The organism is Lysinibacillus sp. VIII_CA (assembly GCF_049943995.1).
Classification (GTDB): Bacteria; Bacillota; Bacilli; order Bacillales_A; family Planococcaceae; genus Lysinibacillus; species Lysinibacillus pinottii.
In genome coordinates, this window is record NZ_JBNFXM010000003.1 from 252,397 (window position 1) to 277,880 (window position 25,484).

General features: G+C 35.8%; 19 protein-coding genes. 13 read left to right on the forward strand and 6 right to left on the reverse strand.

What is annotated here, in order from left to right; genetic code table 11:
- Positions 1 to 37: 37 nt before the first annotated feature.
- The 6 genes from fabD to ACP3VS_RS06630 are packed head-to-tail and all read left to right on the forward strand — an operon-like array spanning position 38 to position 12,326.
- Positions 38 to 1,291 carry an ACP S-malonyltransferase gene (gene fabD, locus ACP3VS_RS06605; protein ID WP_051563268.1) on the forward strand — a complete coding sequence of 418 codons (1,254 nt, stop codon included), beginning with the start codon at positions 38 to 40 and terminating at the stop codon, positions 1,289 to 1,291.
- Between the two features lie 22 nt (positions 1,292 to 1,313).
- Positions 1,314 to 6,170, forward strand: a complete 4,857-nt coding sequence (locus ACP3VS_RS06610) for an amino acid adenylation domain-containing protein (protein WP_426388480.1) — start codon at positions 1,314 to 1,316, stop codon at positions 6,168 to 6,170.
- 22 nt (positions 6,171 to 6,192) lie between these two features.
- Positions 6,193 to 9,390: a condensation domain-containing protein gene (locus ACP3VS_RS06615; RefSeq protein WP_426388481.1), complete on the forward strand. Its 3,198-nt coding sequence runs from the start codon at positions 6,193 to 6,195 to the stop codon at positions 9,388 to 9,390.
- Positions 9,391 to 9,392: 2 nt separating this feature from the next.
- Complete coding sequence (locus ACP3VS_RS06620) at positions 9,393 to 10,181, forward strand: thioesterase II family protein (RefSeq protein ID WP_031416153.1); 789 nt, start codon at positions 9,393 to 9,395, stop codon at positions 10,179 to 10,181.
- Positions 10,171 to 11,559, forward strand: a complete 1,389-nt coding sequence (gene ablA, locus ACP3VS_RS06625; protein WP_012294865.1) for a lysine 2,3-aminomutase — start codon at positions 10,171 to 10,173, stop codon at positions 11,557 to 11,559. The genes ACP3VS_RS06620 and ablA overlap by 11 nt, the downstream gene beginning before the upstream one ends.
- Before the next feature lie 14 nt (positions 11,560 to 11,573).
- Positions 11,574 to 12,326, forward strand: a complete 753-nt coding sequence (locus ACP3VS_RS06630; RefSeq protein ID WP_031416151.1) for a class I SAM-dependent methyltransferase — start codon at positions 11,574 to 11,576, stop codon at positions 12,324 to 12,326.
- 324 nt (positions 12,327 to 12,650) lie between these two features.
- On the opposite strand, the gene ACP3VS_RS06635 is transcribed toward ACP3VS_RS06630, so the two are convergent.
- From ACP3VS_RS06635 to crcB, 3 genes are read right to left on the reverse strand one after another with little or no spacing between them, the layout of a single operon-like run.
- The gene (locus ACP3VS_RS06635) at positions 12,651 to 12,998 is read right to left on the reverse strand and encodes a hypothetical protein (protein ID WP_012294863.1); all 348 of its coding nucleotides are present in this window, start codon (positions 12,996 to 12,998) and stop codon (positions 12,651 to 12,653) included.
- A gap of 14 nt (positions 12,999 to 13,012) precedes the next feature.
- Positions 13,013 to 13,342: a fluoride efflux transporter FluC gene (locus tag ACP3VS_RS06640; RefSeq protein WP_200990443.1), complete on the reverse strand. Its 330-nt coding sequence runs from the start codon at positions 13,340 to 13,342 to the stop codon at positions 13,013 to 13,015.
- Positions 13,339 to 13,701 carry a fluoride efflux transporter CrcB gene (gene crcB, locus ACP3VS_RS06645; protein WP_036161984.1) on the reverse strand — a complete coding sequence of 121 codons (363 nt, stop codon included), beginning with the start codon at positions 13,699 to 13,701 and terminating at the stop codon, positions 13,339 to 13,341. The genes ACP3VS_RS06640 and crcB overlap by 4 nt, the downstream gene beginning before the upstream one ends.
- A 1,024-nt stretch (positions 13,702 to 14,725) precedes the next feature.
- Between crcB and ACP3VS_RS06650 the strand changes: the two genes are divergently transcribed.
- Entirely contained in the window at positions 14,726 to 16,468 is a 1,743-nt protein-coding gene (locus ACP3VS_RS06650; RefSeq protein ID WP_031417076.1) for an ABC transporter ATP-binding protein, read from the forward strand.
- Positions 16,465 to 18,198 carry an ABC transporter ATP-binding protein gene (locus ACP3VS_RS06655; RefSeq protein ID WP_012294860.1) on the forward strand — a complete coding sequence of 578 codons (1,734 nt, stop codon included), beginning with the start codon at positions 16,465 to 16,467 and terminating at the stop codon, positions 18,196 to 18,198. The genes ACP3VS_RS06650 and ACP3VS_RS06655 overlap by 4 nt, the downstream gene beginning before the upstream one ends.
- Before the next feature lie 180 nt (positions 18,199 to 18,378).
- On the opposite strand, the gene ACP3VS_RS06660 is transcribed toward ACP3VS_RS06655, so the two are convergent.
- A complete protein-coding gene (locus tag ACP3VS_RS06660) occupies positions 18,379 to 18,747 on the reverse strand; it encodes a hypothetical protein (protein WP_031417077.1) in 369 nt (122 codons plus the stop codon).
- Between the two features lie 195 nt (positions 18,748 to 18,942).
- Here ACP3VS_RS06660 and ACP3VS_RS06665 point away from each other — a divergent pair, with 195 nt between their 5' ends.
- The 5 genes from ACP3VS_RS06665 to ACP3VS_RS06685 all read left to right on the forward strand — a co-directional run bounded on the left by ACP3VS_RS06665 (position 18,943) and on the right by ACP3VS_RS06685 (position 22,919).
- Positions 18,943 to 19,446: an RNA polymerase sigma factor gene (locus ACP3VS_RS06665; protein WP_031417078.1), complete on the forward strand. Its 504-nt coding sequence runs from the start codon at positions 18,943 to 18,945 to the stop codon at positions 19,444 to 19,446.
- Positions 19,436 to 20,440 (forward strand): anti sigma factor C-terminal domain-containing protein, encoded by a 1,005-nt coding sequence (locus ACP3VS_RS06670; protein ID WP_426388482.1) that lies wholly within the window; start codon positions 19,436 to 19,438, stop codon positions 20,438 to 20,440. The genes ACP3VS_RS06665 and ACP3VS_RS06670 overlap by 11 nt, the downstream gene beginning before the upstream one ends.
- Positions 20,441 to 20,613: 173 nt before the next feature.
- Positions 20,614 to 21,369 carry an SDR family NAD(P)-dependent oxidoreductase gene (locus ACP3VS_RS06675; RefSeq protein ID WP_012294858.1) on the forward strand — a complete coding sequence of 252 codons (756 nt, stop codon included), beginning with the start codon at positions 20,614 to 20,616 and terminating at the stop codon, positions 21,367 to 21,369.
- Between the two features lie 25 nt (positions 21,370 to 21,394).
- Positions 21,395 to 21,829, forward strand: coding sequence for a MarR family winged helix-turn-helix transcriptional regulator (locus ACP3VS_RS06680; RefSeq protein WP_031417081.1), 435 nt, complete (start codon positions 21,395 to 21,397; stop codon positions 21,827 to 21,829).
- Between the two features lie 316 nt (positions 21,830 to 22,145).
- The gene (locus ACP3VS_RS06685; protein WP_012294856.1) at positions 22,146 to 22,919 is read left to right on the forward strand and encodes an IclR family transcriptional regulator; all 774 of its coding nucleotides are present in this window, start codon (positions 22,146 to 22,148) and stop codon (positions 22,917 to 22,919) included.
- Positions 22,920 to 22,941: 22 nt separating this feature from the next.
- Here the strand turns inward: ACP3VS_RS06685 and ACP3VS_RS06690 are convergent, their stop codons facing one another.
- Both ACP3VS_RS06690 and ACP3VS_RS06695 read right to left on the reverse strand, forming a co-directional pair.
- A complete protein-coding gene (locus tag ACP3VS_RS06690; protein WP_036161980.1) occupies positions 22,942 to 24,156 on the reverse strand; it encodes an aminotransferase class V-fold PLP-dependent enzyme in 1,215 nt (404 codons plus the stop codon).
- Positions 24,157 to 24,170: 14 nt separating this feature from the next.
- A complete protein-coding gene (locus ACP3VS_RS06695) occupies positions 24,171 to 25,256 on the reverse strand; it encodes a M24 family metallopeptidase (protein ID WP_036216691.1) in 1,086 nt (361 codons plus the stop codon).
- Between the last annotated feature and the right edge of the window lie 228 nt (positions 25,257 to 25,484).

Consider the following 25,484-nt stretch of genomic DNA (forward strand, 5'->3'; position numbering starts at 1 on the left):
AAAGGGAAATGACTATTAACATTTGGAGGGATATCGTTTGAACACTGCAATTGTATTTCCAGGTCAAGGTTCACAATATGATTCTATGGGACAAGAATTATGCGAGAATTACCAAATAGCTCGCGATTTGTATAATGAAGCTAGCGATATTTTGGGCTACGATTTATTGAAAGCATGTGAAAACAAAAATGGAGAGCTTCGTAATACGGTCATAGTTCAGCCTGCAATTCTAGTTTATAGTATTGCCTGCTGGGAGATATTTAAAAAGAATAACGATGTAAAACAACTCTATTTAACTGGACATAGTCTAGGTGAACTGTCGGCAGTAGTTGCTGCCGACGGTATCCCTTTTGCAAAGTCCGTTGAATTAGTAAAGCTTCGTGCAACTGCTATGAGTGAATGTACTCAAGAAGGCGGTATGGTTGTTTGCTTTGGACTTAGTGGAGAAGAAGTAGAGGAAGTATGTCGAAGATTAGATACGGACGATAATCATGTAACTGTTGCAAACTTTAATTCGACAAATCAAATTGTGCTAAGTGGTCATAAAAACGCATTGGAGCTGGCATCCATTGAGTTACAGAAAAAGGGAGCCGTTACAAAGATACTACCTGTTAGTGTTCCTGCTCATAGTAGACTCATGAAGCCTGCAGAAATAAGATTTCAAGCAGCTCTACAACAAACACAGATGAATGATTGTCAATATCCTATATTTTCCTGCGCTACAGGTCAACTATACAGTAAGGCTGACGAAATAGCAGATCAATTAAGTAAACAACTTACCGAAAGTGTTAGATGGCCAAAAGTTATGGACGTTCTCATTAATAAAGATGTTGACACATTTATTGAGATGGGTCCTAAAACAATTCTAACGGATATTATAAAGATGGAATATCCTGATTATCGAGCGATACCGGTTAACGAGAAAAATGGCATCCATTCTATTTTAAATAATCTTAATGAGAATATGTTAAAAGTAGAAGAGACTATCCACTTTTTACAAGCCTGTTTAAGAGTTATTATTGGAACACCTTTTAAAGCGAAAATCGATAAGCAAGACTTTGAAAGAGAAATCCATTCTCCTTATCAGCTTATTAAACAGGAATTGAAAGAGATGAAAGAGAGCAAACAGATTACAGTAGATTCTCATAGAGTGGCAAGTTTATCTCAACAATTTTTCTCTATTTTAACGCATAAAGGATTTCATAAAAATGAAACATTGGAAATTTTAAAATTATCAATCGCAAATCCGAATTTATATTCTAAATATCTAAAAATTAATAGTTTTAAATAATTTGTTAGATTGGGGTAATAGAATGTCAAATTTCTATGAAAGTTTTTTTAGTGAAGAAATCGATTACTATGATGGACAAAGCTTATGGTTCAATCAAAAAAAATACAGTTTAAAACAATTGACTCATAAATCGTTTAAGTTAGCAACCGCTATGCAAGAAAATGGGATTATACCGGGCTGTGAACAAAAGGTTTTAATTGTTCTTAGGAGGTCACCTGCTCTTCTTGTTGCACATTTATCAACATTTATTGCTGGTGGGGTTATTGTTTGTATTGATCCAGAAACACCAAGGGACAGAATCGACAACATCATTGACGATATCAAACCTAGCATCATCATTACGCATCCAGATATTTATGAGGCAAATGCTTTTCAAGATCAGATCATTTTTAAGCTTGATGATGTTCTTCAGCATTTTAATCTGGATCATAAGGAAATTAACATAAATATTCATTTTTCTTTGAAATCAGCTGCTTATATAGTTTTTACATCAGGTACTACAGGCAAACCTAAGGGTGTAGTCGTTGAATGGAATTCTTTAAATCGCTTAATCGATTGGCATACAAAAACGTTTGATGTGACCAAAGATTCAATAGTATCTTTAACCTCTTCACCTGGATTTGACGCTTCCATTTGGGAGATTTGGGGTGCAATAGCTTCAAGAGCGTCTATATATATGACGACATTAGATGAAAGACTTAATCCAGAGCTTCTAAAAAATACGTGGATAAAGCACCAAGTAACGCATTCATTTGTATCTACCCCTATTGCTGAGCGACTAATGGAACTGGACTGGGATAATAGTCACGTAGCTTTAAAATATCTTTTAGTAGGGGGAGATAAACTAACAAAATACCCTTCAAAAGATTTACCTTTTCATGTGGTAAACAATTATGGACCAAGTGAAGGGACTGTTGTAAGTACTTCTGGGATTGTAGAGAGAGCAGATGGCAAGGTGAAAAAGCTACCTCATATTGGTTCCGCTTTACCTTATGTAAAGTGTTTTATTTTAGATCGAAATTTACAAATCATTCATGAGATAGATAGAAAAGGAACACTGTGGATATCTGGTGATGGATTAGCACGAGAGTATATTAATTTGCCGCATGAGACAAATGAAAAATTTAAACAGTTAGAAATTGACGGTGAAAATGTAAGAGCCTACAACACCGGAGATGTTGTAAGTAGAGATATTCAAGGAAATTTTAATTTCCATGGTAGAGAAGATTTTCAATTAAGCATTAATGGAGTGAGAATTGAATTAGGGGATATTGAGAGTACTCTTCAAAAACATAATAGAGTAAGTCAAGCTATAGCACTACCATTACATATAGCTTCAAATACGCTATTGACAGCATCCATTGTATTAGAAGAGGAATCCTCGATTTCAGAACTTGAACTATTTAGCTATTTGAAAGAGAAGCTGCCTAAAAATATGATACCCGTTCAACTTATTTTTCATCAACATTTACCGTTGACTAGAAACGGTAAAATAGATCGTGAATTGTTGAACAAACAGCATATAGAATATTTTAATAGTAAACAATTACTTGAATCTTCAACGAATATAAGTGAATCTTTGCAAAAGATTATTGATATTTTTTCTTCTACCTTAAACTTAAAATGCTCATCACAAACAGATTTATTTGAAGTTGGAGGAAATTCCTTAGACGCAGCACAAATTGCTATGAACGTTTCAAAAGCGTTTAATGTTGATTGTTTACCATGGCAAGTACAGCAGCAGAGAAAACCTTGTAATTTATTGGATATTCTTTCTACTTTACCAGCCTTATCATCAAATAATGAACCTACTATGTTTGATCAAAACGAGTGGTTTCCTGCAACGAGTATGCAGAAAGGTCTTTGGTATTTGTGGAAAACAAATGAAGGAAATCCATTTTATAATGTAGGCGCTACTTTTCAGATTAACGGTCTTTTTGATGAACATAAGTTTTATAGCGCCTTTGTCAATATCATAAAGAAAAATGCCGCCTTTTTTGTGAATTTTAGAGAAAATACTTCCTATGGAATTGAACAAAAAATTAGAAATATAGATGAAATAGGAGAGCATGTAGATCATCACATACAAATCCTACAGGTGAAAAATATGGAGGAGGCGCACACTCTTGCAAAGACAATTTATAATCAGCCTTTCCAGTTAGAGAGCGATTTATTGTTTAGAGGGGCAATCATTCATACAGAGAATGCAGGAGCTGTTTTTGTACTTGTATCTCATCATATTGTATGTGATGGCTTATCTTTAAAAAATATACTGCAAAATATAGCTAAAGTTTATAATGAGGAAATTACTATAGATGACATAAAATCAAGTAGTTCTGAAAATCTATATAATAACATCAATAAATTGGCTAATAAATCAGAGGATCAAAATTTGAAGGATTTTTGGTTTGAGCAATCTAAGGCATTTAAACTTGCCCAACTACCTATTCAAGAGAAATCCGAAGAATATATAAGAATTGGAAAGATTTTAGAGATTGAAAGCCATAGAGAGCTAGGTAAAAAAATTGATCAATTTTCACAGGAAATGAAATTGAGTCAGTTTACAATATTACTAACTGCTTGGGCACTAAATTTAGCAAAATATTGCATGCAAGATACAATAACGATAGGAATTCCTTATCATGGCAGAACTAATGAAAATTTAAATGATGTTGGAATGTTTGTTAATTTAGTTCCTTTAACGCTTTCCTTAAATAAAAAGGCCTCTTTTAAAGAGCTCCTGCTTGAAATTAGTAACACTGTTCATGAAAATATTGCTCATGGAGATTTCTCAATTGTTGATATTGCGGCTAACATTGATAAAAGAGAGTATCTTGATGTAGTAAATAATACATTCAGTCTTAAAGTGAATCTTGAAATGGATTTAAAGAATATCAACACAAGCTTTATCGAGCAAGATACTGGTGGATCAAGATTTCCTTTAAGTTGTTTCTTCAATGTAGAAAATGGAGAAGTAAAAGGACATATAGAATATTCATTTGCCCATTTTACTGAAGTAGAGATTCAATTGCTGGCGAAGAATTATTTGAGTTTACTAGCCTCATTAATTAATGAACCAGATCAATTATGGGGTACTGCATTTACTAAAGGTTCTATTATATCCTCCAATGATAATGGGAAACTATTACAAAAGGCTAAGCCACTCCACTGTCAATTTGAAGAGGCAGCGAAAAAATATAAGGATTATATTGCCATTCAAGAGCTGGATAGAGCATTAACATATGAACAACTCAATCAAGAAGCAGAAAAATATTCTTCATTACTGCTATCAATGGGTATTGAAAAAGGCGATTACGTGCCTATGTATATGGACAGAGGAATAGATGCCATTGCAGTAATACTAGGTGCTCTAAAAGCAGGCGCAGTATATGTTCCTTTAGATACGGAGCATCCTATAGCAAGAACACAGAAATTATTAGAGCGATTAAATCCAAAGGTTTTAATGGTAAATACAATAGATGAAATACCATATGGAGAATGGGAAGTTGTAAATACTCTAGAAAAAAATATAGTTAAAAATAATGTAAAAGCAATGGGACCTGTCTCTGTCGATGATCCAGCATATCTTATGTTTACTTCTGGCTCGACGGGTGAGCCGAAGGGTGTAGTATGTCCACATTTAGGGGCTTCTTTACGTATAGAATGGCAAAAAAACCAAAATAAACTTAAACCTGGTAATAAAACATTGTTTAAAACGCCATATACATTTGATGTATCTGTTTGGGAAATATTTTATACCCTTTGTACGGGTGCTACGTTAATTGTTGCTCCTAAAGACTTGCATCGTGATCCTTTAGGTTTATTGAAATTTATTTGTAATGAGTCAATTGATTTGTGTCATTTTGTCCCTTCTGTGTTGCAATTAATGCTTAATGAAATGGACTCTCAAAAAGATTACAAATTGCCATTAAAGTATCTTCATTTAAGTGGGGAAGCACTACCAGGTCCATTAGCTAAAAAAATAAATGAGTTGTTACCACAAGTCGAAGCATTCAATTTATATGGTCCAACTGAGGCGGGAATTGAAGTTACTGTTCAACAGGTAACAAAAGATCATTATAATATTGGTTTTCCATTACCGTATGTAGAAATGGAAGTGGTCGATGAAGCCGGGCTACCAGTTCCAAAAGGTTTTCCAGGTGAATTAATGATTGGAGGACCTTCTTTAGCAAAAGGTTATTTCAAGAATGAAATCGAAACGAACAAAGTTTTTGTAAAGCGAAATGGAAAAACCTTTTACAAGTCTGGCGATTTGGTAAAAATTTCAGCGAATGGCAGTATAGATTTTCTAGGAAGAAAAGATTCACAAGTTAAGGTAAACGGTGTAAGGGTTGAGATAGAAGAAATTGAAGCTTGTGTTATACAGCAACCACAAGTTAACGATACAGCAGTCGTATTAGGGCATGATCAAAATAACAAACCATGCTTAGTCTGCTTCTACACTTTAAATGTGAAAGATAGTCTAAGTAGAGATGATTTGAAAAAAGCAGTGTCTAAAGACTTACCAGTAACGTATATCCCATCGATGTTCGTTGAGTTAGAAAAATTACCATTAACATCTAGCGGAAAAAGAGACAGAAAACTACTTAGCTTAGAAGCTTCACAATACCTTGCAGACGGTGCTCAAAATACATTTAGGGAGCCAACGACTGAACTGGAAAAATCAATTGTAGAGGTTTGGGCTGAAGTGCTAAAGGTTAACGAAATAGGTATCGATGATAACTTTTTTGAAATCGGTGGAGATTCCATTAAATCACTTCAAATAGTATCTAAATTGCGTACCAATGGTATTGATATTACTCCGAAAGACTTTTTGAAGCACCCTACGGTATCAGAGATGTCTCTCATACTTAAATAATGTGGAAGGAGGTTAGCGTAGAATGGTACAAAATGAAAAAAAACTCCCGTTAACACCATTGCAATTAGTTATGTTAATGGAAACATTAAAAGACCCAGCGTCAGAAGCTTATTGGCAAATTTTGTCTTATGAAATTCCTAACTCATTTACATTCAAAGAGATTCAAGAAGCTTGGTTAAATACTGCCAGAGCTAATCCAGCATTAAGAACAAAATTTGAGTGGGAGCAAGAGATAGAACCAATCCAAATTATTCAAAGCAATGTAGAAGAAATTAATGTATTAGAGGTTAATTATTTATGGATTCAAGATGAATTTATGAATATAGAGAATTGGTTTAAAAGTGAGATTGGTAGGCTACAGCGAACGTTGCTAAATAAGACACAACAATTTTACCTTATTCAAAACTGGAAACCTTCTAAAAACCTATTAGTATGGGTGCATCATCATATTATTATGGATGGTTGGTCAATTGCTCAGACACTTGAGGATTTCTTTAAGCTGTTAAATAAGGATGTCACTTCATTAGCAATTCGTCCAGATATCGAACCATATTTACATTATATTAATGATCCAATGTATCAAAAAGGGCTGGAAAAATATTGGGGAAATGTGTTAAGTGATTTAGCTGAAGCAGAAACATTAGCGATAGAAAAATCACAACATATGGGTCAAAAACCATTATTTAAGTATTTGGATAAAGAGTTAAGTAAGAGAGCGGCAGAAAATCTTCATGCCTATAGCATAAAGAACAGAGTGACTACTTCAAGCGTCGCTTTAACAATATGGGGCGTGTTGATTAATCGATATCAACATACGAATAATCTATACGTAGGTTCGACTTTTGCATTAAGGCCGTATCAATTACTAGAGTCGAGTGATATGAACGGGATGCTCATAAACACATTACCAGTCAAAATAGGTATAGAAGATGAACTAACATTAAAAGAAGTATGCCTCCAGACAATGGATCATCTGCAAGATGTTTCTGAAAATAGCGGAATTCCGTATTCTAAATTATTACAGTTTGGTGGTGTATCTGGAAATACAGAAATCTTTAAAACCTCTGTCATTTTCCAAAATTTCAAGGGAAGCTTAACTAATAAAAAGAATGGTGATTTGGTTCACCAGTATGGAACAAGCTCTGATCCTTTATCAGTAACATTTGATATTACACAAGGCTCCATATGCTTACGATTAGGTTGGGATCAACAACGTTATGAGCAAACAGAGCTTCTGAGACTTCTAGATTCTCTTGAGTATATATTTGAAAATATAGATAACTATAATAATATGTTGGTTAAAAATATTAACTTAACACAAATCGAAGAGCTATATTTAAAAAATGTTTTAACGACAGATGTTTCTGCAACGTCTGAAAACTTTTCGATTCACTCTATTTTAGGAGACTACAGGGAAGATTCTTTAGCCATTTCAGATGATCAAAGAAATTTAAGCTATCAAGATGTGAAAAGATATATCAATATTGTGGCTAATGAACTACTCAAAAAAGGAGTACAGAGTGGGGATACTGTTGCATTGGTAGGGAAAAAAGGTATTGAAACAGCAATCGGTATTTTTGCTGCTTGGACAATAGGCGCTGCATGGTGTGCTATTGATACGAGTATACCTGAAGCAAGAACTAAACGTACATTAGAGATATTGCAGCCAAAAACATTATTATTCCTAGATAACATTCCAGCTATTATTGAACGTAGTACGGATGAGAAAGAAATAATAAGTGAGGCCTACAAGTTTAACCCGGGAGATGTGGCATATTATATTTCTACTTCTGGTAGTACAGGAGAACCTAAAATCGTTTCATTAAAAGCAGAAGGGTTGTTACAAATCATACAAAGCTGGAAACAATTTTATCACCTTGATAGTGAACAGTATGTTCTTCAACTAGGGAGCTGGACATCGGATGTTTTTTTAGGTGATTTGCTGAAGGCATGGTCAACGAATGGATATTTGTTTATTTGCGAGGAAGAAAAAAGAATTGATATGGCCTATTTAGCAGAAATGGCAGCTAAATATAATATTTCATTTTTAGAGTCAACCCCTGTTTTAGTAAGGGAATTTATCCACTTTTTAAATGAAGAAAATAGGGTCTTAAAAGATTTAAAAACAATCGTAGTAGGTGCTGATACGTTCAGACTTGAAGAAAAGAATGAAATATGTGACATGCTTTGGGAAGGTATCAATTTTTATAATGGCTATGGTCTAAGTGAATGTACAATTGAGTCTCTAGTTTATAAGTGTAATAACAATCAGGATAGTTCTAAATCAGGACTTTGCCCAATAGGTAAACCATTACCGGGAACCATGCTGAGAATTGTTGATAAATTAGGTAATTCTGTAGCCCCTGGCATGATAGGCGAACTACACATTGGAGGGAAACAAGTAACAAAAGGCTATGTAACCGAGGATGGTTTCGTTACCTCCACTTGTTATACTCTGGATGGTGTTAGCTACTTCCGGACTGGTGATTTAGTAAGATTAAATGCTAATGGAGTGATTGAATTTTATGGACGCAGTGATCAGCAAGTAAAAATTCGAGGCTATCGATTAGAATTAGGTGAAGTAGAGAACGCGTTATTATCACTTCAACCTGGCATGGAATGCTTTGTTAGCTGTCTTCCAAGTAATAACGGTGAAAATACTTTAATTGCCTTTGTTAGTGGGACAGACCAAAGTATTGAGACCATTAATAGTAGGATTTCTAAGATACTTCCGGATTTTGCGATTCCGAATGTAATCGTTCCATTAGAAAAGCTACCTCGCAATACGAATGGCAAGATTGATAGAGTGTCGCTAAGGAAACAAGCTGAAGAATTACTGAATCAATTAACCGCTACGTCGACTATCTCAATGTCAGGCGATATGGTTGATATGGTAAGAGAGACATGGGAAGTAGTTTTAGGAAAGAAAGTACAGTTGAATCGGAGTCTATTCGATCAAGGTGGCCACTCTTTAATTGTACTGAAATTATATAACTTACTTCGAAAAGTGTTACCTTCTTATGAGTTTGTAGTGGGTGATCTTTTCCGATATCCAACTATCAATCGGTTTGTAGAAGAAATTACGGCTAGAAAAGAGGCAGAGCCTATTGCAGAAAGTACTATACCATCTTACAGCAAAATTGAAGTACTTGAAAAAGTGAAACAAGGCGAGCTTACAGTAGAGGAAGCTATGAAAATAATAGGTGGTCATAGATTGTGAAGATGAAACAAGAAAAAGGCTATTTAGTATATAACCCAAATCCACATGCAAAATTAAAATTGCTATGTTTTCATCATGCTGGAGGTTCAGCACTTTCAATGGTTCCTTTAGTGAGAGATTTATCTGAAGATGTAGAAGTATGTTTGTTTGAATTACCTGGTAGAGGAATGACAAATGATTTACCTTTCCTATCAACATTTTGTGAGGCAAAAGAATATCTATTTAAAACAGTATTTCATTATATTGATCGCCCAGCCGTTTTATTTGGTCATAGTTTGGGAGGACTATTTGTCTATGCTTTATCAAGTTTATTGGATGAGAAAAGTCAATATATTAAAAAATTAATTATTTCAGCTGCTAGGTCCCCCATAACTGTAGCTAATCATGCGACGCATCCTGAAGCTCCGTTTACGAGGCGAACGAGGGAAAGTATTATAGCAGATATTAGAAGGCTAGGTGGAGTGCCAAATGAGCTTGAGTCTGATTCGAGGCTATTCAATTCAATAGTGGATGTTACAGGCAGAGATTTTCATTTGCTCGATACATTTAAATTCGATGATAAAGCATTGGTCAACTATCCAATGGAACTTTGGTTAGGTACACAAGATTCAGCAGTTCCTGATGGGGAAGTTAAACTGTGGGAGAAAATGGCGCTCAATGACTATAAGTGTAAGTATTTTAATGGTGGTCATTTTTACTTGAGTGAGAGTGAGGAGCCTGCTCAAGAATTGAGACAGGAACTCATGAATATTTATACCAACATCAAAGGAGGGGTGATTCATGCAAACTAAACTTAAACCAGGGGAAAGAAGACATTATAGGGAAATTGAACTTTGGAAAGATATTACCAAAGAGCAATGGGATGATTGGCATTGGCAATTAACGAACACTATTAAAACTTTAGATGATTTAAAGAAAGTTGTAAACTTAACTGAGGAAGAAGAAGAAGGAGTCAAAATTTCTCTACAAACGATTCCTTTAAATATAACTCCTTATTATGCATCTTTAATGAATCCTGATGATGTACGATGTCCAATACGTATGCAGTCAGTGCCATTATCTGCTGAAATTATGAAGAGTCACTATGATCTAGAGGATCCATTGGATGAAGATGAAGATTCCCCTGTACCAGGTATAACTCACAGGTATCCTGATAGAGTATTGTTCCTAGTTACCAACCAATGCTCCATGTATTGTCGATATTGTACAAGAAGAAGATTTTCTGGACAGGTGGGAATGGCAGTACCTAAAAAGCAGCTTGATAGAGCTATTGATTACATTAGGAATAATGAAGAAATTAGAGACGTTTTATTGTCTGGCGGAGATGCCTTATTAATTAACGATAAAATTCTTGAATATATTTTAAGCAGTTTAAGAGATATACCGCATGTTGAAATAATTCGAATTGGTACTAGAGCACCAGTCGTATTTCCTCAAAGAATAACGACTGAGTTGTGTTCGATTCTAAAAAAATATCATCCTGTATGGCTAAATACACACTTTAATACGTCGATCGAGTTAACTGATGAGGCGAAAGAAGCCTGCGAGAAGTTAGTCAATGCGGGGGTTCCAGTGGGGAATCAGTCTGTTATACTGACAGGGATAAATGATAGTGTGCCAATAATGAAAAAATTAGTGCATGATTTAGTGAAAATCCGAGTTAGACCATATTATATTTATCAGTGTGACCTGTCTGAGGGGATTAGCCATTTTAGAGCACCTATTTCTAAAGGATTGGAAATAATTGAATCTTTAAGAGGACATACTTCTGGTTATGCTGTGCCAACATTCGTGGTAGATGCACCAAACGGAGGTGGGAAGATAGCGTTACAGCCAAATTATATAATTTCCCAGAGTCCTGAGAAAGTAGTTTTAAGAAATTATGAAGGCGTTATTTCTTCTTATCCAGAGATAAAGCACTATGAATCAGGTACAGCCGATAGTTATTTTTCTGAGGTTTATGATTTAAAATCATATGACTCAACAGGCGTTTCAAAGCTTTTAGAGACTGAACCTTCGAAAAGCTTAGTTCCTACAAATCTTCGACGATATAAATTAAGAGAAAGATATAAAGAAGAGGGAGCGGAGACATTAAAGGATAAAAGAGAAAATAGAGATGTGTTAAAACAAAAGAAAATATTACAAGCACAGAAAACAAATAAATGTTAGATAGGGGAATCGTGATGGTAAGCTTTTATGGTAGTTTATCTACAGAATTATATGATATAGATAAATATATTGGTAAATCATTTGGAGATGTAGAGTATTATTCAAAAAGGTTAGAAGGTGTAAAGGGAAAGATATTAGAGCCTGCCGTTGGTAATGGTCGTATCCTAATACCTTTATTGCATAAAGGACTAAATATTGAAGGTTTTGATCTTTCTGATGACATGTTACAATTATGCAAAAAAAATTGTGCAGAAAGTGAGCTTACACCAAATCTATATTCATTAAATATGTGCAATTTTTCTTTGGAACAAAAATATGAGGCGATTATTATTCCGACTGGTTCATTCCTATTATTACATCAAAGAGAAGATTCTTTAAAAGCCTTAAAGTGTTTTTATGATCATTTAGAGGATGGAGGCCGTTTAATAGTAGACACATTCCTTCCTGATTCGTTTGAGAAGGGGTATGTTTCAACTAGAGTATTTAAGAATCAAGACGGTGACTCTATAACATTGGAAGAAGTATTGGTAGATGTGGATTACATTAATCAATTTACGATTACTCACAATAAATATCAGAAATGGGAAAACACTAAACTAATTGATACTGAGTTAGAGATCTTCCCGTTAAAGTGGTATGGAGTAGAAGAGTTTAGAGGAATTTTACAAGATATTGGATTTAAGGATGTAACAATTTCTTCAGATTATGAGTATAATAAATATCCAACAGATGGTTCACAGGTATTTACGTATGAAGCAATAAAATAATAGCACTTAATAATGAAAGAACCCCGCAATAAAAAGTGTTTGTTCTTCAAGTCCTTAAAAGTTCGATTGGTAAACGATTTGTTTACCAAATCGAACTTTTTCTTTTTTTGTTGAAAGTAGTATGGGATTCGTTTTCAGTAGGTCAAGGGCAAAAGAATACATTGGGTCAAGTTTTGAGGTAAATCACGTCATTCAACTGCACATGATGACAGAAGGAAAAAGGCTAAGATTCACAATAGACAACTGTATTTGATTCGACAGTGGATAGGAAAATAAAAGAACCTATACATTTAAAAGAGGCGCCCTTATAAAACTAAGAGACGCCTAAAACATTTGAGGTAAAAATTCCCTCATGAATCGTTGATTTTTACGTAACCATATTTTTAATATCATCCGATGCGTTAATAATCTATGTCGCTTATTAGGCCTTGCCTTCGCTTCTATTAAGCTTTGTAGTAGAATACAAGTCTCCGTTGCAAAGGCTTGAGGCTCTACGAGAACATCAAGCTTATAATCGATTAGCTGTGCTGCCTGAACCTTTGCCAGTAATTGAGCAAATTGTCTATTCATAGCTGCATAATTTTCTGCTAATTCTAGGTCGATTAGGGAATATAGTGCTTGTTCAATTTCAAGTTCCAATTCTAGTAGTAGCTCTTTGGATAGCTGTGTCATCCATATCACCTCTTTTACACGGCTATAAAACCAATAGTGGCAAATAGTATGCCAAACAACAGGGTACTAGCTATATAGCCTATAACTTGCCCCCATTTTTGCTGTTCAATTAGCTGTAATGATTCAAATCCAAAAGTTGAAAATGTCGTATAGGCTCCTAAAAAACCAATGCCGATCAGCTGCCATAACCAATCATGGAGATGGAGGGCAAAAACAAGACCGAGTGCAAAGGAACCTGTACAATTGATGAAAAAAGTTGCCCACGGATAAGGATGGGCCAATAATTTACCTAAATAAAACCTTGAAATGGCGCCTAAAAATCCTCCAATTCCAACAAGAATCATGCCAGTCGCCCCCTTGCTAGTCGTATACCCAGCCAGGCGCAGAATAAACCACCAGCAATACTTATGACAACATAGAGAACTGCTAGGAGCCACTCATTTTGTTGAACGAGTAATAATGTCTCTAAGGAAAATGTCGAATAGGTTGTAAAGGCCCCACAAAAACCAGTGCCAATCCCAAGGACAATAGGTGTGCGCTTTGTAAAAGTAGTGAAAAGCCATGCTAGGCAAAAGCAGCCAAGTAAATTTATCAATAATGTTGTGGATGGAAATCCTTCCGAGTTTGGAATGGCAAGACTCAGCCCATACCGGCAAATGGCTCCAAGAATGCCACCAATCCCAACAGTGAAAAATGATTTCAACGTAAAGACCCCTTACTAAAATGACTATTATTAAAAAGTGTATCACGAGAAGAAAATTTTAGAAATATTTCGATGTTGGGAATTTTATTAAATCGAGTTTTCAACTTTCAATGCTAACAAATGAACGAATATGTCTCTAATTATTATTTAATTACTTAGCTAGTTTATAGCTAGTACTATTAGTAGGGTGAACGATTTTGTTGTAACAAAATAATATATAAATATAGTATATAAAAATAGATTTACAGCAGGTTTTGAGAGAAAGTGTAGTCGAGATTCTAGCTAAAAAAAGTGATAGGAAATACATCATAAAACATCGCTTACGGTTTATCCGAAAATGGCTAAACCAGAAAAGGAAAACCCGACACTAATAAATAATAAATAATAAATAATAAATAACTAAATAATAATGATGATGATATATAGGTAAATAGGTAGAGGAAGAGGCATGCAACTATCTTCAAGAATTGCTGAGCGCGTAGCAGCATTTTTGGGGCTGCTCATTTCAGACTTTAGGTTAATGTCAGCTTTAAAAAAATGATGTAATGTTAAAAGTAATAAATGTCGAACATGCTTTCCTTTTGAGCATAGGTGTAAAATTGTATTTTAGTGCTTTAAAGCGTTAACTATTTTCCGGAAATGATAAAAAATAACAGTGTGATAGTTGACAATTATTTCTATAGTGTGATAATCTTCAAGAACACTATAACAAATAAACTAAAGGAGGGCATGACAATGTTAATTTTATCAGTATCATATTTAATCACAGCTACATACATTGTCCATGCCTAACGCTTATTTAAGATTGCACACAAAGGTATGGATTTCATCCGGCCTTTTATAAGAGACACATGCTCTTTTGAGGGGTATGTGTCTTTTTTGGTGCCTAAAAAGGTTATAGTAAAAATCAAAAAAGGAGTGTATGTTTATGCGAAACACTGTACGTCGAATGATTTTCAAAAAGGAATTTCTAGAAAGTGGGTAGCAATGCCACAACAGCACGGAAGAAAGAAGGTAATTATGTATGTTTGATGTTTTAAGTAAATTAGGCTGGTTCTTTAAACGCTATTGGAAACAATATACAGTCGCGATTGTGCTATTGATGATTGCTAGTGGGTTAGAGGTTGTTCCTCCATATTTACTGGGCTCAATTATTGATATTTTGACAGCAGGTGAAATGACGCCAGCAATTTTAACAAAGTATGTGTTTATTTTTATCGGGATCATTATTGGGGGCTATCTGCTGAATTTTGTGTGGCAATTCCGACTATTTGAAGGGGCTATTAACCTTGAAAAAATTTTACGTCGAAATTTGATGCAGCATTTTTTACGTATGACTCCAACCTTTTATGAAAAAAATCGCACAGGGGATTTAATGGCTCGGGCAACAAATGACTTAAATGCCGTTTCCACTACTGCTGGGTTTGGGATCATGACGTTGATTGACTCAACGATTTATATGGGGTTTATCATTTTTGCGATGGGCTATATGATTTCTTGGAAGTTAACACTATTTGCCATGCTACCAGTTCCTATTATGGCCATCCTCATTCAATATTTAGGGAAAATTGTACATGAACGTTATATGAAGGCTCAGGATTCTTTTGGGGAATTGAACGATAGTGTCCTTGAATCAGTAGCAGGTGTGCGAGTAGTGCGTGCCTATGTGCAGGAAAAAAAGGATGAGGCTAATTTTGCGGATATGAGTGAAATCGTTTATGCAAAAAATATTCATACAGCTAAAATTAACGCTTTATTTGGCCCTATTACTAAAGTGGGTACAGGAATTAGTTATGTTGTTGCGCTTGGGTATGGTGCTCATTTAGTAGCGACAGAGGCCATGACAGTAGGGCAACTTGTAACCTTTAATGTCTATTTAGGATTAGCGGTTTGGCCAATATTTGCCATTGGCGAGCTGATCAATGTCATGCAACAAGGGAATGCATCACTCGATCGTGTGCAGGAAACGTTAAACTACGAGGCGGATGTTCGAAATATTCCGAATCCACAAATGATTGCGACACCTAAAGCAATTGGCTTTGATGATTTAACTTTCCAATATCCTATGAGCCAAGTGAAAAACCTACAACAAATTTCACTGTCATTGAAAAAAGGGCAAACACTTGGAATTGTTGGAAAAACTGGCGCCGGGAAAACTACCTTCCTCCGTCAATTATTACGAGAATATCCAATCGGTCAGGGACAGCTTTCAATTGACGGTATTGATATTACTGCTCAAACGAAGGAGCAAATTCTTGATTGGATTGGCTATGTTCCACAAGACCATGTGTTATTCTCCCGTACCATTCGTGAAAATATATTATTCGGGAAAGAAGATGCGACGCAGGCAGAATTACAGCAGGCGATACGGGCTGCATATTTTGAAAAGGATTTAGAAAATCTACCAATGGGTCTTGAAACGCTTGTAGGCGAAAAAGGTGTATCTCTTTCGGGCGGTCAAAAGCAACGTGTATCTATTGCTCGTGCGCTAATTAAGGACCCTGAAATTTTAATGCTTGATGATTCACTGTCTGCTGTTGATGCGAAGACAGAGGCAAGAATTATTGAAAATATTCAGCGAGAGCGTGATGGAAAAACAACGATTATTACCACACACCGATTATCGGGTATTCAACATGCTGATATTATTATCGTGTTGGATGATGGGCAAGTTGTTGAGCAAGGAACACATGAGGAACTTCTTTCACGACAAGGATGGTACAAGGAGCAATTTGACCGTCAGCAGCTAGAAGGAGGTGCCTCATGAGTACGAGTCAACGTTTAATGCGCTATGCAATGTATTTTAAAAAGCCTATTTTTCTAGGCTTATTCTTCCTGACAATCGCCGTTTTTACGGAGCTTGTTGGGCCATTTATTGCTAAACATATTATTGATAATTACATGACGATTGGTCATATTGAAATCAAACCGATTACGTGGTTGCTAATTGTTTATTTACTATTAGCCATTGCTACGGCGATATTACGCTATTTTATGTATATTTATTTACAAATTGGTGCAAATCGGGTTGTTCAAAAATTACGTAAAGATGTTTTTGAGCATATACAAACTTTACCGATCCAGTACTTTGACAATCTACCAGCTGGCAAAATTGTTGCGCGTGTTACAAATGATACAGAGGCGGTTCGGAATTTATATGTACAGGTACTCTCCAATTTTGTGACGAGCTTTATATCCATTTTTGGCGTTTATATAGCACTCTTTATTTTAAATTGGAAGATGGCAATGCTTGCTTTAACGATGATTCCTATTGTGTATTTATGGATGATTTTATATCGAAAAGTTGCTTCCAAATATAATGATGTTATCCGTACGAAAATTGCTGATATTAATGCGATGATCAATGAATCTATCCAGGGTATGACAATTATTCAGGCATTCCGACGTGAGCAACAAATGACAAAGGAATTTGATGATATGAATAACGAGCATTACGCTTATGAGCGAAAGCTGTTAGTTCTTGATTCGGCTACTTCCTTTAACCTTGTCAATACTTTAAGGCTCATTATGTTTACCGTCTTTATTGTCTATTTTGGTACACAATCATACACAGCCACAGAAATCATTTCAGCGGGGACATTATATGCGTTTGTCGATTATTTAACAAAGCTATTTAATCCTATTACGAATATCGTGAACCAATTTTCTCAGCTTGAACGATCCCTTATTGCAGGGAAACGGGTGTTTGAGGTGCTAGATACAGATGGTGAGCCTGTCTCAGAAAAAAGTTTACCAAGATATAAGGGCAATGTCCTTTTCGAGGATGTTTCATTTGCTTATAAAGATAATGAATATGTACTTAAGAACTTATCATTCGAGGCACATCAAGGCGAAACTATTGCCTTAGTTGGTCATACAGGCTCAGGGAAAAGTTCGATTATGAATTTATTGTTCCGCTTCTATGATCCATCGAAAGGTAAGATTTCCATTGATGGCATTGATATTACATCTGTTCCTCGACAAACAATGCGGGAGCATATGGGAATTGTGCTTCAAGACCCTTATTTATTCACAGGAACCATTGCCTCCAATGTGAGCTTAAATAATCCAAACATTTCTCCAGAGAAGATTAAAGATTCTTTGAATGCTGTTGGAGGAGAACGTGTTTTAGCGAATTTGCCAAACGGATATGATGAGCCTGTAATCGAGAAAGGAAGCACATTATCTTCAGGACAACGTCAGCTCATTTCCTTTGCAAGAGCACTTGCCTTCGATCCTGCTATTTTAATACTGGATGAAGCAACATCCAATATTGATACAGAGACAGAGGAAATTATTCAGCATGCAATGGATGTCCTGAAAAAAGGACGGACAACGTTTATTATTGCCCACCGACTTTCTACGATTAAAAACGCAGATCGAATCCTAGTGCTAGATCGAGGGAGAATTGTCGAGAATGGCACACATGATGAATTGCTTGAGCTTGGCGGTATTTATGAAAAGATGTATCAAATGCAAGCCAATTCCTTACAATAATTTAAATAATAAAATCTTGCGGGTCAGACCGTAGATAGGAGCCATCGAGAATGCATTCTCGATGGCTTTTGTCATTTTCTCTCAAGACGCTCATGGAAAAGAAAAAAGAAAGACTATAGGCAGCTCAAACGTTTTAGCGTTGATCTATAGTCTAACTTCTATTAAATTAGGGTATTTTATTCATTTCACATATTTCAAGACATTGATAAAGAATAATAAGACGGAAAGGGCTACGGCAATGCCACCACCAGAAACGAATAGCTCAAATAACCACCGTGGCACATCTAGATAGACCATCATCATGCCAACTAATAGGAATGGTAGGCCAATATTGTATAGCCAGAACTGTGCTTTGGCGAGACCTGTTTCCGCAGCATCTTTATAAGTCGAATAAATGAAACCTATGAATCCAGTAGTCAGCCAACCTACCACACCAATATGAGCATGTGTCGTTTTCCATTGAAGTTGAACAGTATAATGCATAAACAGTCCAAAAGCAAAAACAATCAATAAATACAAGACTGAGAGCTTAATCCATTTAGCACCCATTTTCAACAACTCGCTTCCTGAAAGTGAACTTAGCTAGCTGCTACAGTATATTCGTGTCAAATAAAAATGATGCTTGGATGTATTTGAAAATAAATGTTGTTTGTTTTCATTAAACTAAAATATTTAATGGGAACTTTTTGTAATATGTAAACTTTTCATGGAGTTCTGCGTTGTATAGGCAGAAGGGAGGTGGACATGGTAAAGCAATCAATGAATGCGTTTTTACAGCAAGCAGGAACTTTGCTATATCGTTATTTGAGAAAACGTGGATTAGCCCATGAGGATGCAGAAGATATCGTCCAAGATACATGTTATAAATTTTTATTACATAAAAATGGAATTCAGTCAGACAAAGTAATGAGTTGGTTATATCGTGTAGCAACCAATCAATTTTATGATCTCAAAAGAAAAGAAACACGTCATCCAACAACAGAATTAGATGAAGTTCAATTGACTTCATTAATTCATATTCCTGAGATCCAGATGCTAAAAAAAGAAAAATTAAAGGACATACAGAACACATTAGAAACATTATCCATTTTGCATCAGGAATTACTAATCTTGAAATATGAGTTGGGATTATCGTATAAGGAAATATCAGCCTTGATGAATAAGAATGAAAACACACTAAAAACGCATGTCAGACGTGCTAGAGAAGAATTTACGGAACGATTTAAGGAGGATATTCATGATGAATAATGAAGAAAATGAATTTTTGTTTGATGATAAAAAAACGAAAAAAATAATGAGAAAGGCAAGGTTTTGGTCAACAGTCAAAATGATTGGGGTTACATTGGTCGTTACACCCATTGTGCTAATAGCATTATGGTATGGGCTGAGGACTTTATCGTTAAATAGTGCGCAAAAAGTAATGGATGATATTCATTTATTTAACGAAATAAGTGCGCCAAATGTCCAAATTAGTAATCAGGTTTATGACGATAATTTGTTGGGAGGGAAAATAGCAATAACAACCTATAAGGTGCTTGGAGTTCAGCATCGGCCATATATTTGGAAGCCTATTAAAAGCAATTATAATCTATTTGGAACGCTTACACGAACTGCCACTTCTAGCCCCATCCAAATAGAAGGTTCAGAATCACTGGCAGAAACATATCAAATCGAAAGGTTTAATGACTACACAGGTGATCGAGAAATGTTTTTTTATCATCCAAAAATTTCTTACGACCATTATAAAGATAATATTAGTGAACTGAATCAATTGGAGAAAAATACTTTAGTAGAATTAGCTATTTCTTTTGATGATGCCTATAGTTTTGGTGAAATTAAAAGCAAGCTTCCTTCTGAAGTACAAGTAGATTGGTGGTGGGTGGATGCATATACAGATGATACTCTAGATTTTTTTAAGCAAGGACGGAATACTATTTCAGCCAATGACTCATACATTTACGGCTTCCAATCAGAGCAATCCCAACCAAAACCCCGACGCTCTTCAAACGACGAGGTTGAGACCTTTATTCGAAATATTGAGCTTCTTCGCAAAAGCAAGAACTTTGAGTGGGAAACAAACCAGGTTTATCAAGCTTTAGTAGGAGAAAATGGAACCTTGGAGAAAAGTGATGTGAAAATAACTGGGGCTGTAGTAACTGGTACACCAGAGCAGTTGCAGTCATTACAAGGACAAACATACATTAAAGGGTCTATATTTGGTGTAATATCAAATCAGAAATAGAGAGCTCGAAAAGAGTAATCGGTACAATCATGTAGGAAAGATCAATTTTAGAAAAGCTTATTTTGGATTAACTCTTCTCCAGAATAGGCTTTTTATCTGAAGTTAATTAGTTTAAAAATAAATAGTTTAATGTTAAACTATACTTAAATAGACATGAAGGAGATGTGTTATGAATGGGTAAATTAGATAACAAAGTAGTCATTATTACTGGTGGTGCAGGTGGTATTGGTAGTGGTATGGCTAAAGCAATGGCAAAGGAAGGTGCCATTGTCACGATTGTTGACTTAAATGCAGAAGCAGGCGAAGCAATGGAGAAAGAGTTACAACAAATTTCTCCGAAGTCTATGTTTTTGCAAGCAAATTTAATGGAACGGGATCAATTACCAAAAATTATTGATACAGTTGTAGAAAAATACGGTAAACTAGATGTGCTAGTTAATAACGCTCATGCTGCGAAACAAGTTACAATAGAAGAAACAACACAAGCGGATCTTGACTTATCTTTTGGAACAGGTTTCTATCCGACATTCTATTTAATGCAAGCGGCATTACCACATTTAAAAGAAACACAAGGTAATATTATTAATTTTGCATCTGGGGCAGGTATTCAAGGCCATGAGACACAGGCAGCCTATGCTGCTGCTAAGGAAGCGATCCGAGGCATTTCTCGAGTTGCTGCAAATGAATGGGGCAGATTTGGTATTAACGTCAATATCATTAGCCCACTTGCAGATTCACCAGGTGTACAAGCATGGGCAAAAGCACAGCCAGAGTATTATGAAGCAGTGAGAAGTAAAATCCCACTAGGTCGTTTTGGTCATATTGAACAGGATATTGGACGAGTAGCTGTCTTCTTAGCTTCCGACGATTCACAATACATTACAGGTCAAACGATTATGGTAGATGGTGGTTCATTAATGCTTCATTAATCCTAGGCGTTTGAGGAGGAATTTTTTGAAACAGACAAGTATTTTTAAATTGATTCATATGATTGAACAGGTGAATAACGCCAATATTATTCGTTTTACAAAAGCGTTTCCTTATCCATTAGGAATTTCACCGATTTTAGTATTAAATGAGCTACATGTAAAAGGCCCTCAAAAACAGGCTGAACTAGCTGAAACCATTGGCTATACAAAAGGAGCAATGACAAGCATTGCTGAAAAATTAGTCAAACTTGGCTTAGCAGAAAGGCTGTATGATCCATCTGATCGCCGCACTATTCGCCTTGACATTACCGATGAGGGAAAAATAGCCTTATCAAAGGCTCAATCCATAGGGAAAGAAGTCTTTGTACAACTATTTGAAGTATTAGATGATACAGAAATTGCCCAGTATTTACAGATTCAAGAGAAGCTAGTACAGGGCATTCAAAATAAAAATGAATAGAAAAAGTTGTTTCATGTAAGAAGATCTATCCAGATCAACTCACCTCGATTAATTTTATGGAGGTGGGTTGATTTTTTTATTGGTTATTTATGCTAAAAATAATAGGTAATATTTTGTTTATTAATGGGGGTCCCATATGAAGATGAAGGCATACGCTCAAGACAGCCAATTAGAATGAAAGTAAGCCAGCTAGAAGTTCAACCGGTCACCTAATCGTTTTACATCTAATTGTAAAATAGTTGAATTTATTGAAAATTGTCCGCCTTCATTTTATAATACAATTACGGTTCTATTATAGAGACATATGAGGTGTAAAATGACATTAAAAACATTAGATAACTCATTAGAGGTTCTAAAATATTTTAATAAAGAAAATCCTACTTGGGGTGTTCGAGAATTAGCGAAAGAAATGAACATTAGCCACTCTATTATTTATAGGATATTAGCAACATTTGAACATCAGGGTTTTCTAATTCAACACCCTGAAACAAAGAAGTATGAACTTGGACTTCGTTTTCTAGAGTACGGTCAAATGGTAAAGGATAAATTAAATCTTTCTGATTTTGTGTTACCGATTATGAAAAATCTAGCTGAAGCCATTAAGGAATCCGTATTTTTAACATGGCTAGATGGCACAGATGGTGTGACGGTAGAGATTGCAGAAAGTTCTCAAACTATTAAGTTTTCTGTGTCGATTGGCACACGCACACCTTTACATATCGGAGCATCCTGTAAAACAATCATGGCTTTTCTTCCAGATGAGAAGAAAAAAGAGATAATGGATCATGGCATGAAAAAAGTAACACCGGAAACAATTACAGATCCAGATCAAATGTTAGCGGACTTAGAGAAAATTCAACAGCAAGGCTGGTGCTTTACGACGGGAGAATATTCTCACTCGGTATTTGGGGTAGGGGTCCCTCTTTTTAATAGCAAAAAAGAGGTGATTGCTTCACTAACTATTGCAGGTCCTATTTATCGAAAACCAACGGAGGAAAAACTACCTGAAATGATTAATGTTCTGCAGTATGGCGCGATGAATATTCAGCGATATTTTGATCAATATAGCTTTAAATTGTACCAAGAATAGGGTGAAAAAGAGCCCGAGATAGTTAATGACTATCTTGGGCCTTTGTTTTGGTTAGTTCTATAAATTCCTTGATGCTGGATACGGCGCTATCGATTTCTTCAAACGTATTAAAATAATGAGGAGATAAGCGAGCCATTTTACGAATATGATTGCGCTCCATGATGGTATTAGCCATAAATGTCCCAGCTTCTATAATGATGCCTCGATCCGCTAAAAAATTTGTCACATCATCTGGAGATATTCCCTCAATATTAAACGGTGTAACCGATAATCGATATTCACTATTTTGAGGGCCATAGAGGACAATGCCTGGAATCGTTTTAAGCTGCTCTATTAAATACTTCGTCAGCTGTTGAACACGCTGATAGATCAGTTGTAAACCAATGGCATTTGCGTAATCGATGGCCGCCCCTAACCCTAATATACTTGGAATAACAGGGCAGCCTGGCTCAAAACGTTTAGCTGTTTCAACAAATGAATAATCGTTGTTTTCATAATCCCAGTTAGTGCTACCCCAGCCGATTATAATGGGATCAATGGTTGAAATCAGAGCTTGTCTTACATATAAAAGGCCAGAGCCTTCTGGACCACGTAGCCATTTTCGCCCACTAGCAACTAAAAAATCACAGCCTAGCTCTGCCACATCGATAGGAAGTAAACCCACTGTTTGATTGGCATTAATTAACGTAAGCACACTGTATTGCTGGGCAAGCTCACAGATTTCCTTTGCTGGCTGAAGAGCACCAGCCGCGTTTGACATGTGGGCAAAGGCTATTAATCTTGTATGAGGCGTGATGAGCTGTTTAAGCTCTTGTAAGTCCACCATATAGTCCGTATTCGTTTTCAAAACTTTTAAGCGAACCCCTCGTTGCTGAAGGGCAAGCCAAGGTACATGGTTACTTAACATTTCAGTATCAAGTACAATCACCTCATCATCTATTTTCCAATCTAAGCCTCCTGAAATATAATTAATCGCCATTGAACCATTTGGTACAAAGGCAATTTCTTCTTTTCTTGCACCGATAAATAAAGCTGTTTTTTCCCGAATTTGCTCCACCTGTTCATACGTTTCTTTCCGAAAAGAAGGTAAATAGGGGCCGATACTTGCCTGTTTTTGAAGGTAACTTGTCATCACATTCACTACAGGCTGAGGCATGGCAGAAGCGGCAGCTGTATTCAAATAAATATATTGCGCTAGAAGGGGCATATCCTTTTGAATGGTCCTCATATTTATCATTGCATGCACCAGCCTTATAAAATGATTAACTCTTTTGAAAAGGTCATTAAATTCTCATAACTATTGTCAGTAACTAGTAGGTTATCCTCGATACGAACTCCACCAACATTCGGTAGATAGATCCCTGGCTCCACAGTAAATGCCATGCCTTCTTCTAACACTATTAAATTACGTTGCATTAAATAAGGTTCTTCATGTGCGCTTAAACCAATGCCATGACCAAGTCGATGTGTGAAATAGTCACCATAACCACCATTCCGGATAATTCCTCTTGCAATACCATCTAGGTCTTGGGCAGTCATCCCTGGTTTAATAGCGTCTATGGCTGCTTCATTGGCTTGTTTAACAAGGCTATAAATGTTTTGTAACGTTGGTGATACATCTCCTAAAGCTACCGTTCTAGTCATATCAGCCACATAGCCCTTATAAATAGCACCAAAATCAATGACAATGAATTCGCCCGCCTCAATTTTTTTAGTACTTGCTCTGCCGTGTGGGAGTGCACCACGATAGCCTGAAGCAACGATCGTACCAAAAGGTGTTCCTTCTGAGCCACGACGTCTCATTTCATATTCTAATTGGGCTGCGACTTCCATTTCTGTCACACCGGCTTGAATCGTTGGTAAAGTAGCTGCAAGACTTTCCTCAACAATTTGTACAGCCTGTCGCATAAAGGCTATTTCCTGCAGTTCTTTTTTCATGCGTAATTCGCGTATACTCTCACCAATATCGTATAAATTTTCATATGTAAGCATTTCAATCGATTTCTGCTCATGCACATGCATAATGTCAAATTCTACACCAATGGTCTGCAATGGTCCCAATTCTTTTTTTAGCTGCTGAATCGCCTGTTTGGGCCCTTCCTCATCAGAATAGGAAAAAATAACACCACCATAGCTAGGATCAATTTTATTTAGTTCTACTTGTGGCAAAAGAAAATATAAATCATTATGAGCTGTTATGACAGCGAATGTTAGACGTTCACTTTGCTTGAGATGAAGACCGGTAAAATAATGCATGTTTGGCCCGGGTACTAAAATAGCTAAATCCACGTCCTGCTGCATACGGGAAACTAACTTCTCTCTTCTTGTTTGAAACATAGTGATTCCTCCTAAAAAAGTAAGCAATAAAATCTATAGTAAATCGTTTCTATTATAGAGACGTTGTACCTTAAAAACAGTATAAATCAACAATAATGAATTTTCAATTTATTAAAATGGCGAAACATATAATGAAAAAGGAAATGAAATAACAAATGTGGGAATAGATTGGAGTAAATAAAGTAAATACTAGTGTACGTCTTTTTTTCGTCCAATATGCATATAAGT

Bases quoted from the DNA above. Each gene is read 5' to 3' on its own strand.
- ACP3VS_RS06695 (WP_036216691.1), bottom strand. From the start codon at position 25,256: ATGTTTCAAACAAGAAGAGAGAAGTTAGTTTCCCGTATGCAGCAGGAC.
- ACP3VS_RS06660 (WP_031417077.1), bottom strand. From the start codon at position 18,747: ATGGGTGCTAAATGGATTAAGCTCTCAGTCTTGTATTTATTGATTGTT.
- ACP3VS_RS06610 (WP_426388480.1), top strand. From the start codon at position 1,314: ATGTCAAATTTCTATGAAAGTTTTTTTAGTGAAGAAATCGATTACTAT.
- ablA (WP_012294865.1), top strand. From the start codon at position 10,171: ATGCAAACTAAACTTAAACCAGGGGAAAGAAGACATTATAGGGAAATT.
- ACP3VS_RS06640 (WP_200990443.1), bottom strand. From the start codon at position 13,342: ATGATTCTTGTTGGAATTGGAGGATTTTTAGGCGCCATTTCAAGGTTT.
- ACP3VS_RS06630 (WP_031416151.1), top strand. From the start codon at position 11,574: ATGGTAAGCTTTTATGGTAGTTTATCTACAGAATTATATGATATAGAT.
- ACP3VS_RS06690 (WP_036161980.1), bottom strand. From the start codon at position 24,156: ATGATAAATATGAGGACCATTCAAAAGGATATGCCCCTTCTAGCGCAA.
- ACP3VS_RS06635 (WP_012294863.1), bottom strand. From the start codon at position 12,998: ATGACACAGCTATCCAAAGAGCTACTACTAGAATTGGAACTTGAAATT.
- ACP3VS_RS06675 (WP_012294858.1), top strand. From the start codon at position 20,614: ATGGGTAAATTAGATAACAAAGTAGTCATTATTACTGGTGGTGCAGGT.
- ACP3VS_RS06620 (WP_031416153.1), top strand. From the start codon at position 9,393: ATGAAACAAGAAAAAGGCTATTTAGTATATAACCCAAATCCACATGCA.
- ACP3VS_RS06650 (WP_031417076.1), top strand. From the start codon at position 14,726: ATGTTTGATGTTTTAAGTAAATTAGGCTGGTTCTTTAAACGCTATTGG.
- ACP3VS_RS06685 (WP_012294856.1), top strand. From the start codon at position 22,146: ATGACATTAAAAACATTAGATAACTCATTAGAGGTTCTAAAATATTTT.
- ACP3VS_RS06670 (WP_426388482.1), top strand. From the start codon at position 19,436: ATGATGAATAATGAAGAAAATGAATTTTTGTTTGATGATAAAAAAACG.
- ACP3VS_RS06655 (WP_012294860.1), top strand. From the start codon at position 16,465: ATGAGTACGAGTCAACGTTTAATGCGCTATGCAATGTATTTTAAAAAG.
- ACP3VS_RS06615 (WP_426388481.1), top strand. From the start codon at position 6,193: ATGGTACAAAATGAAAAAAAACTCCCGTTAACACCATTGCAATTAGTT.
- ACP3VS_RS06665 (WP_031417078.1), top strand. From the start codon at position 18,943: ATGGTAAAGCAATCAATGAATGCGTTTTTACAGCAAGCAGGAACTTTG.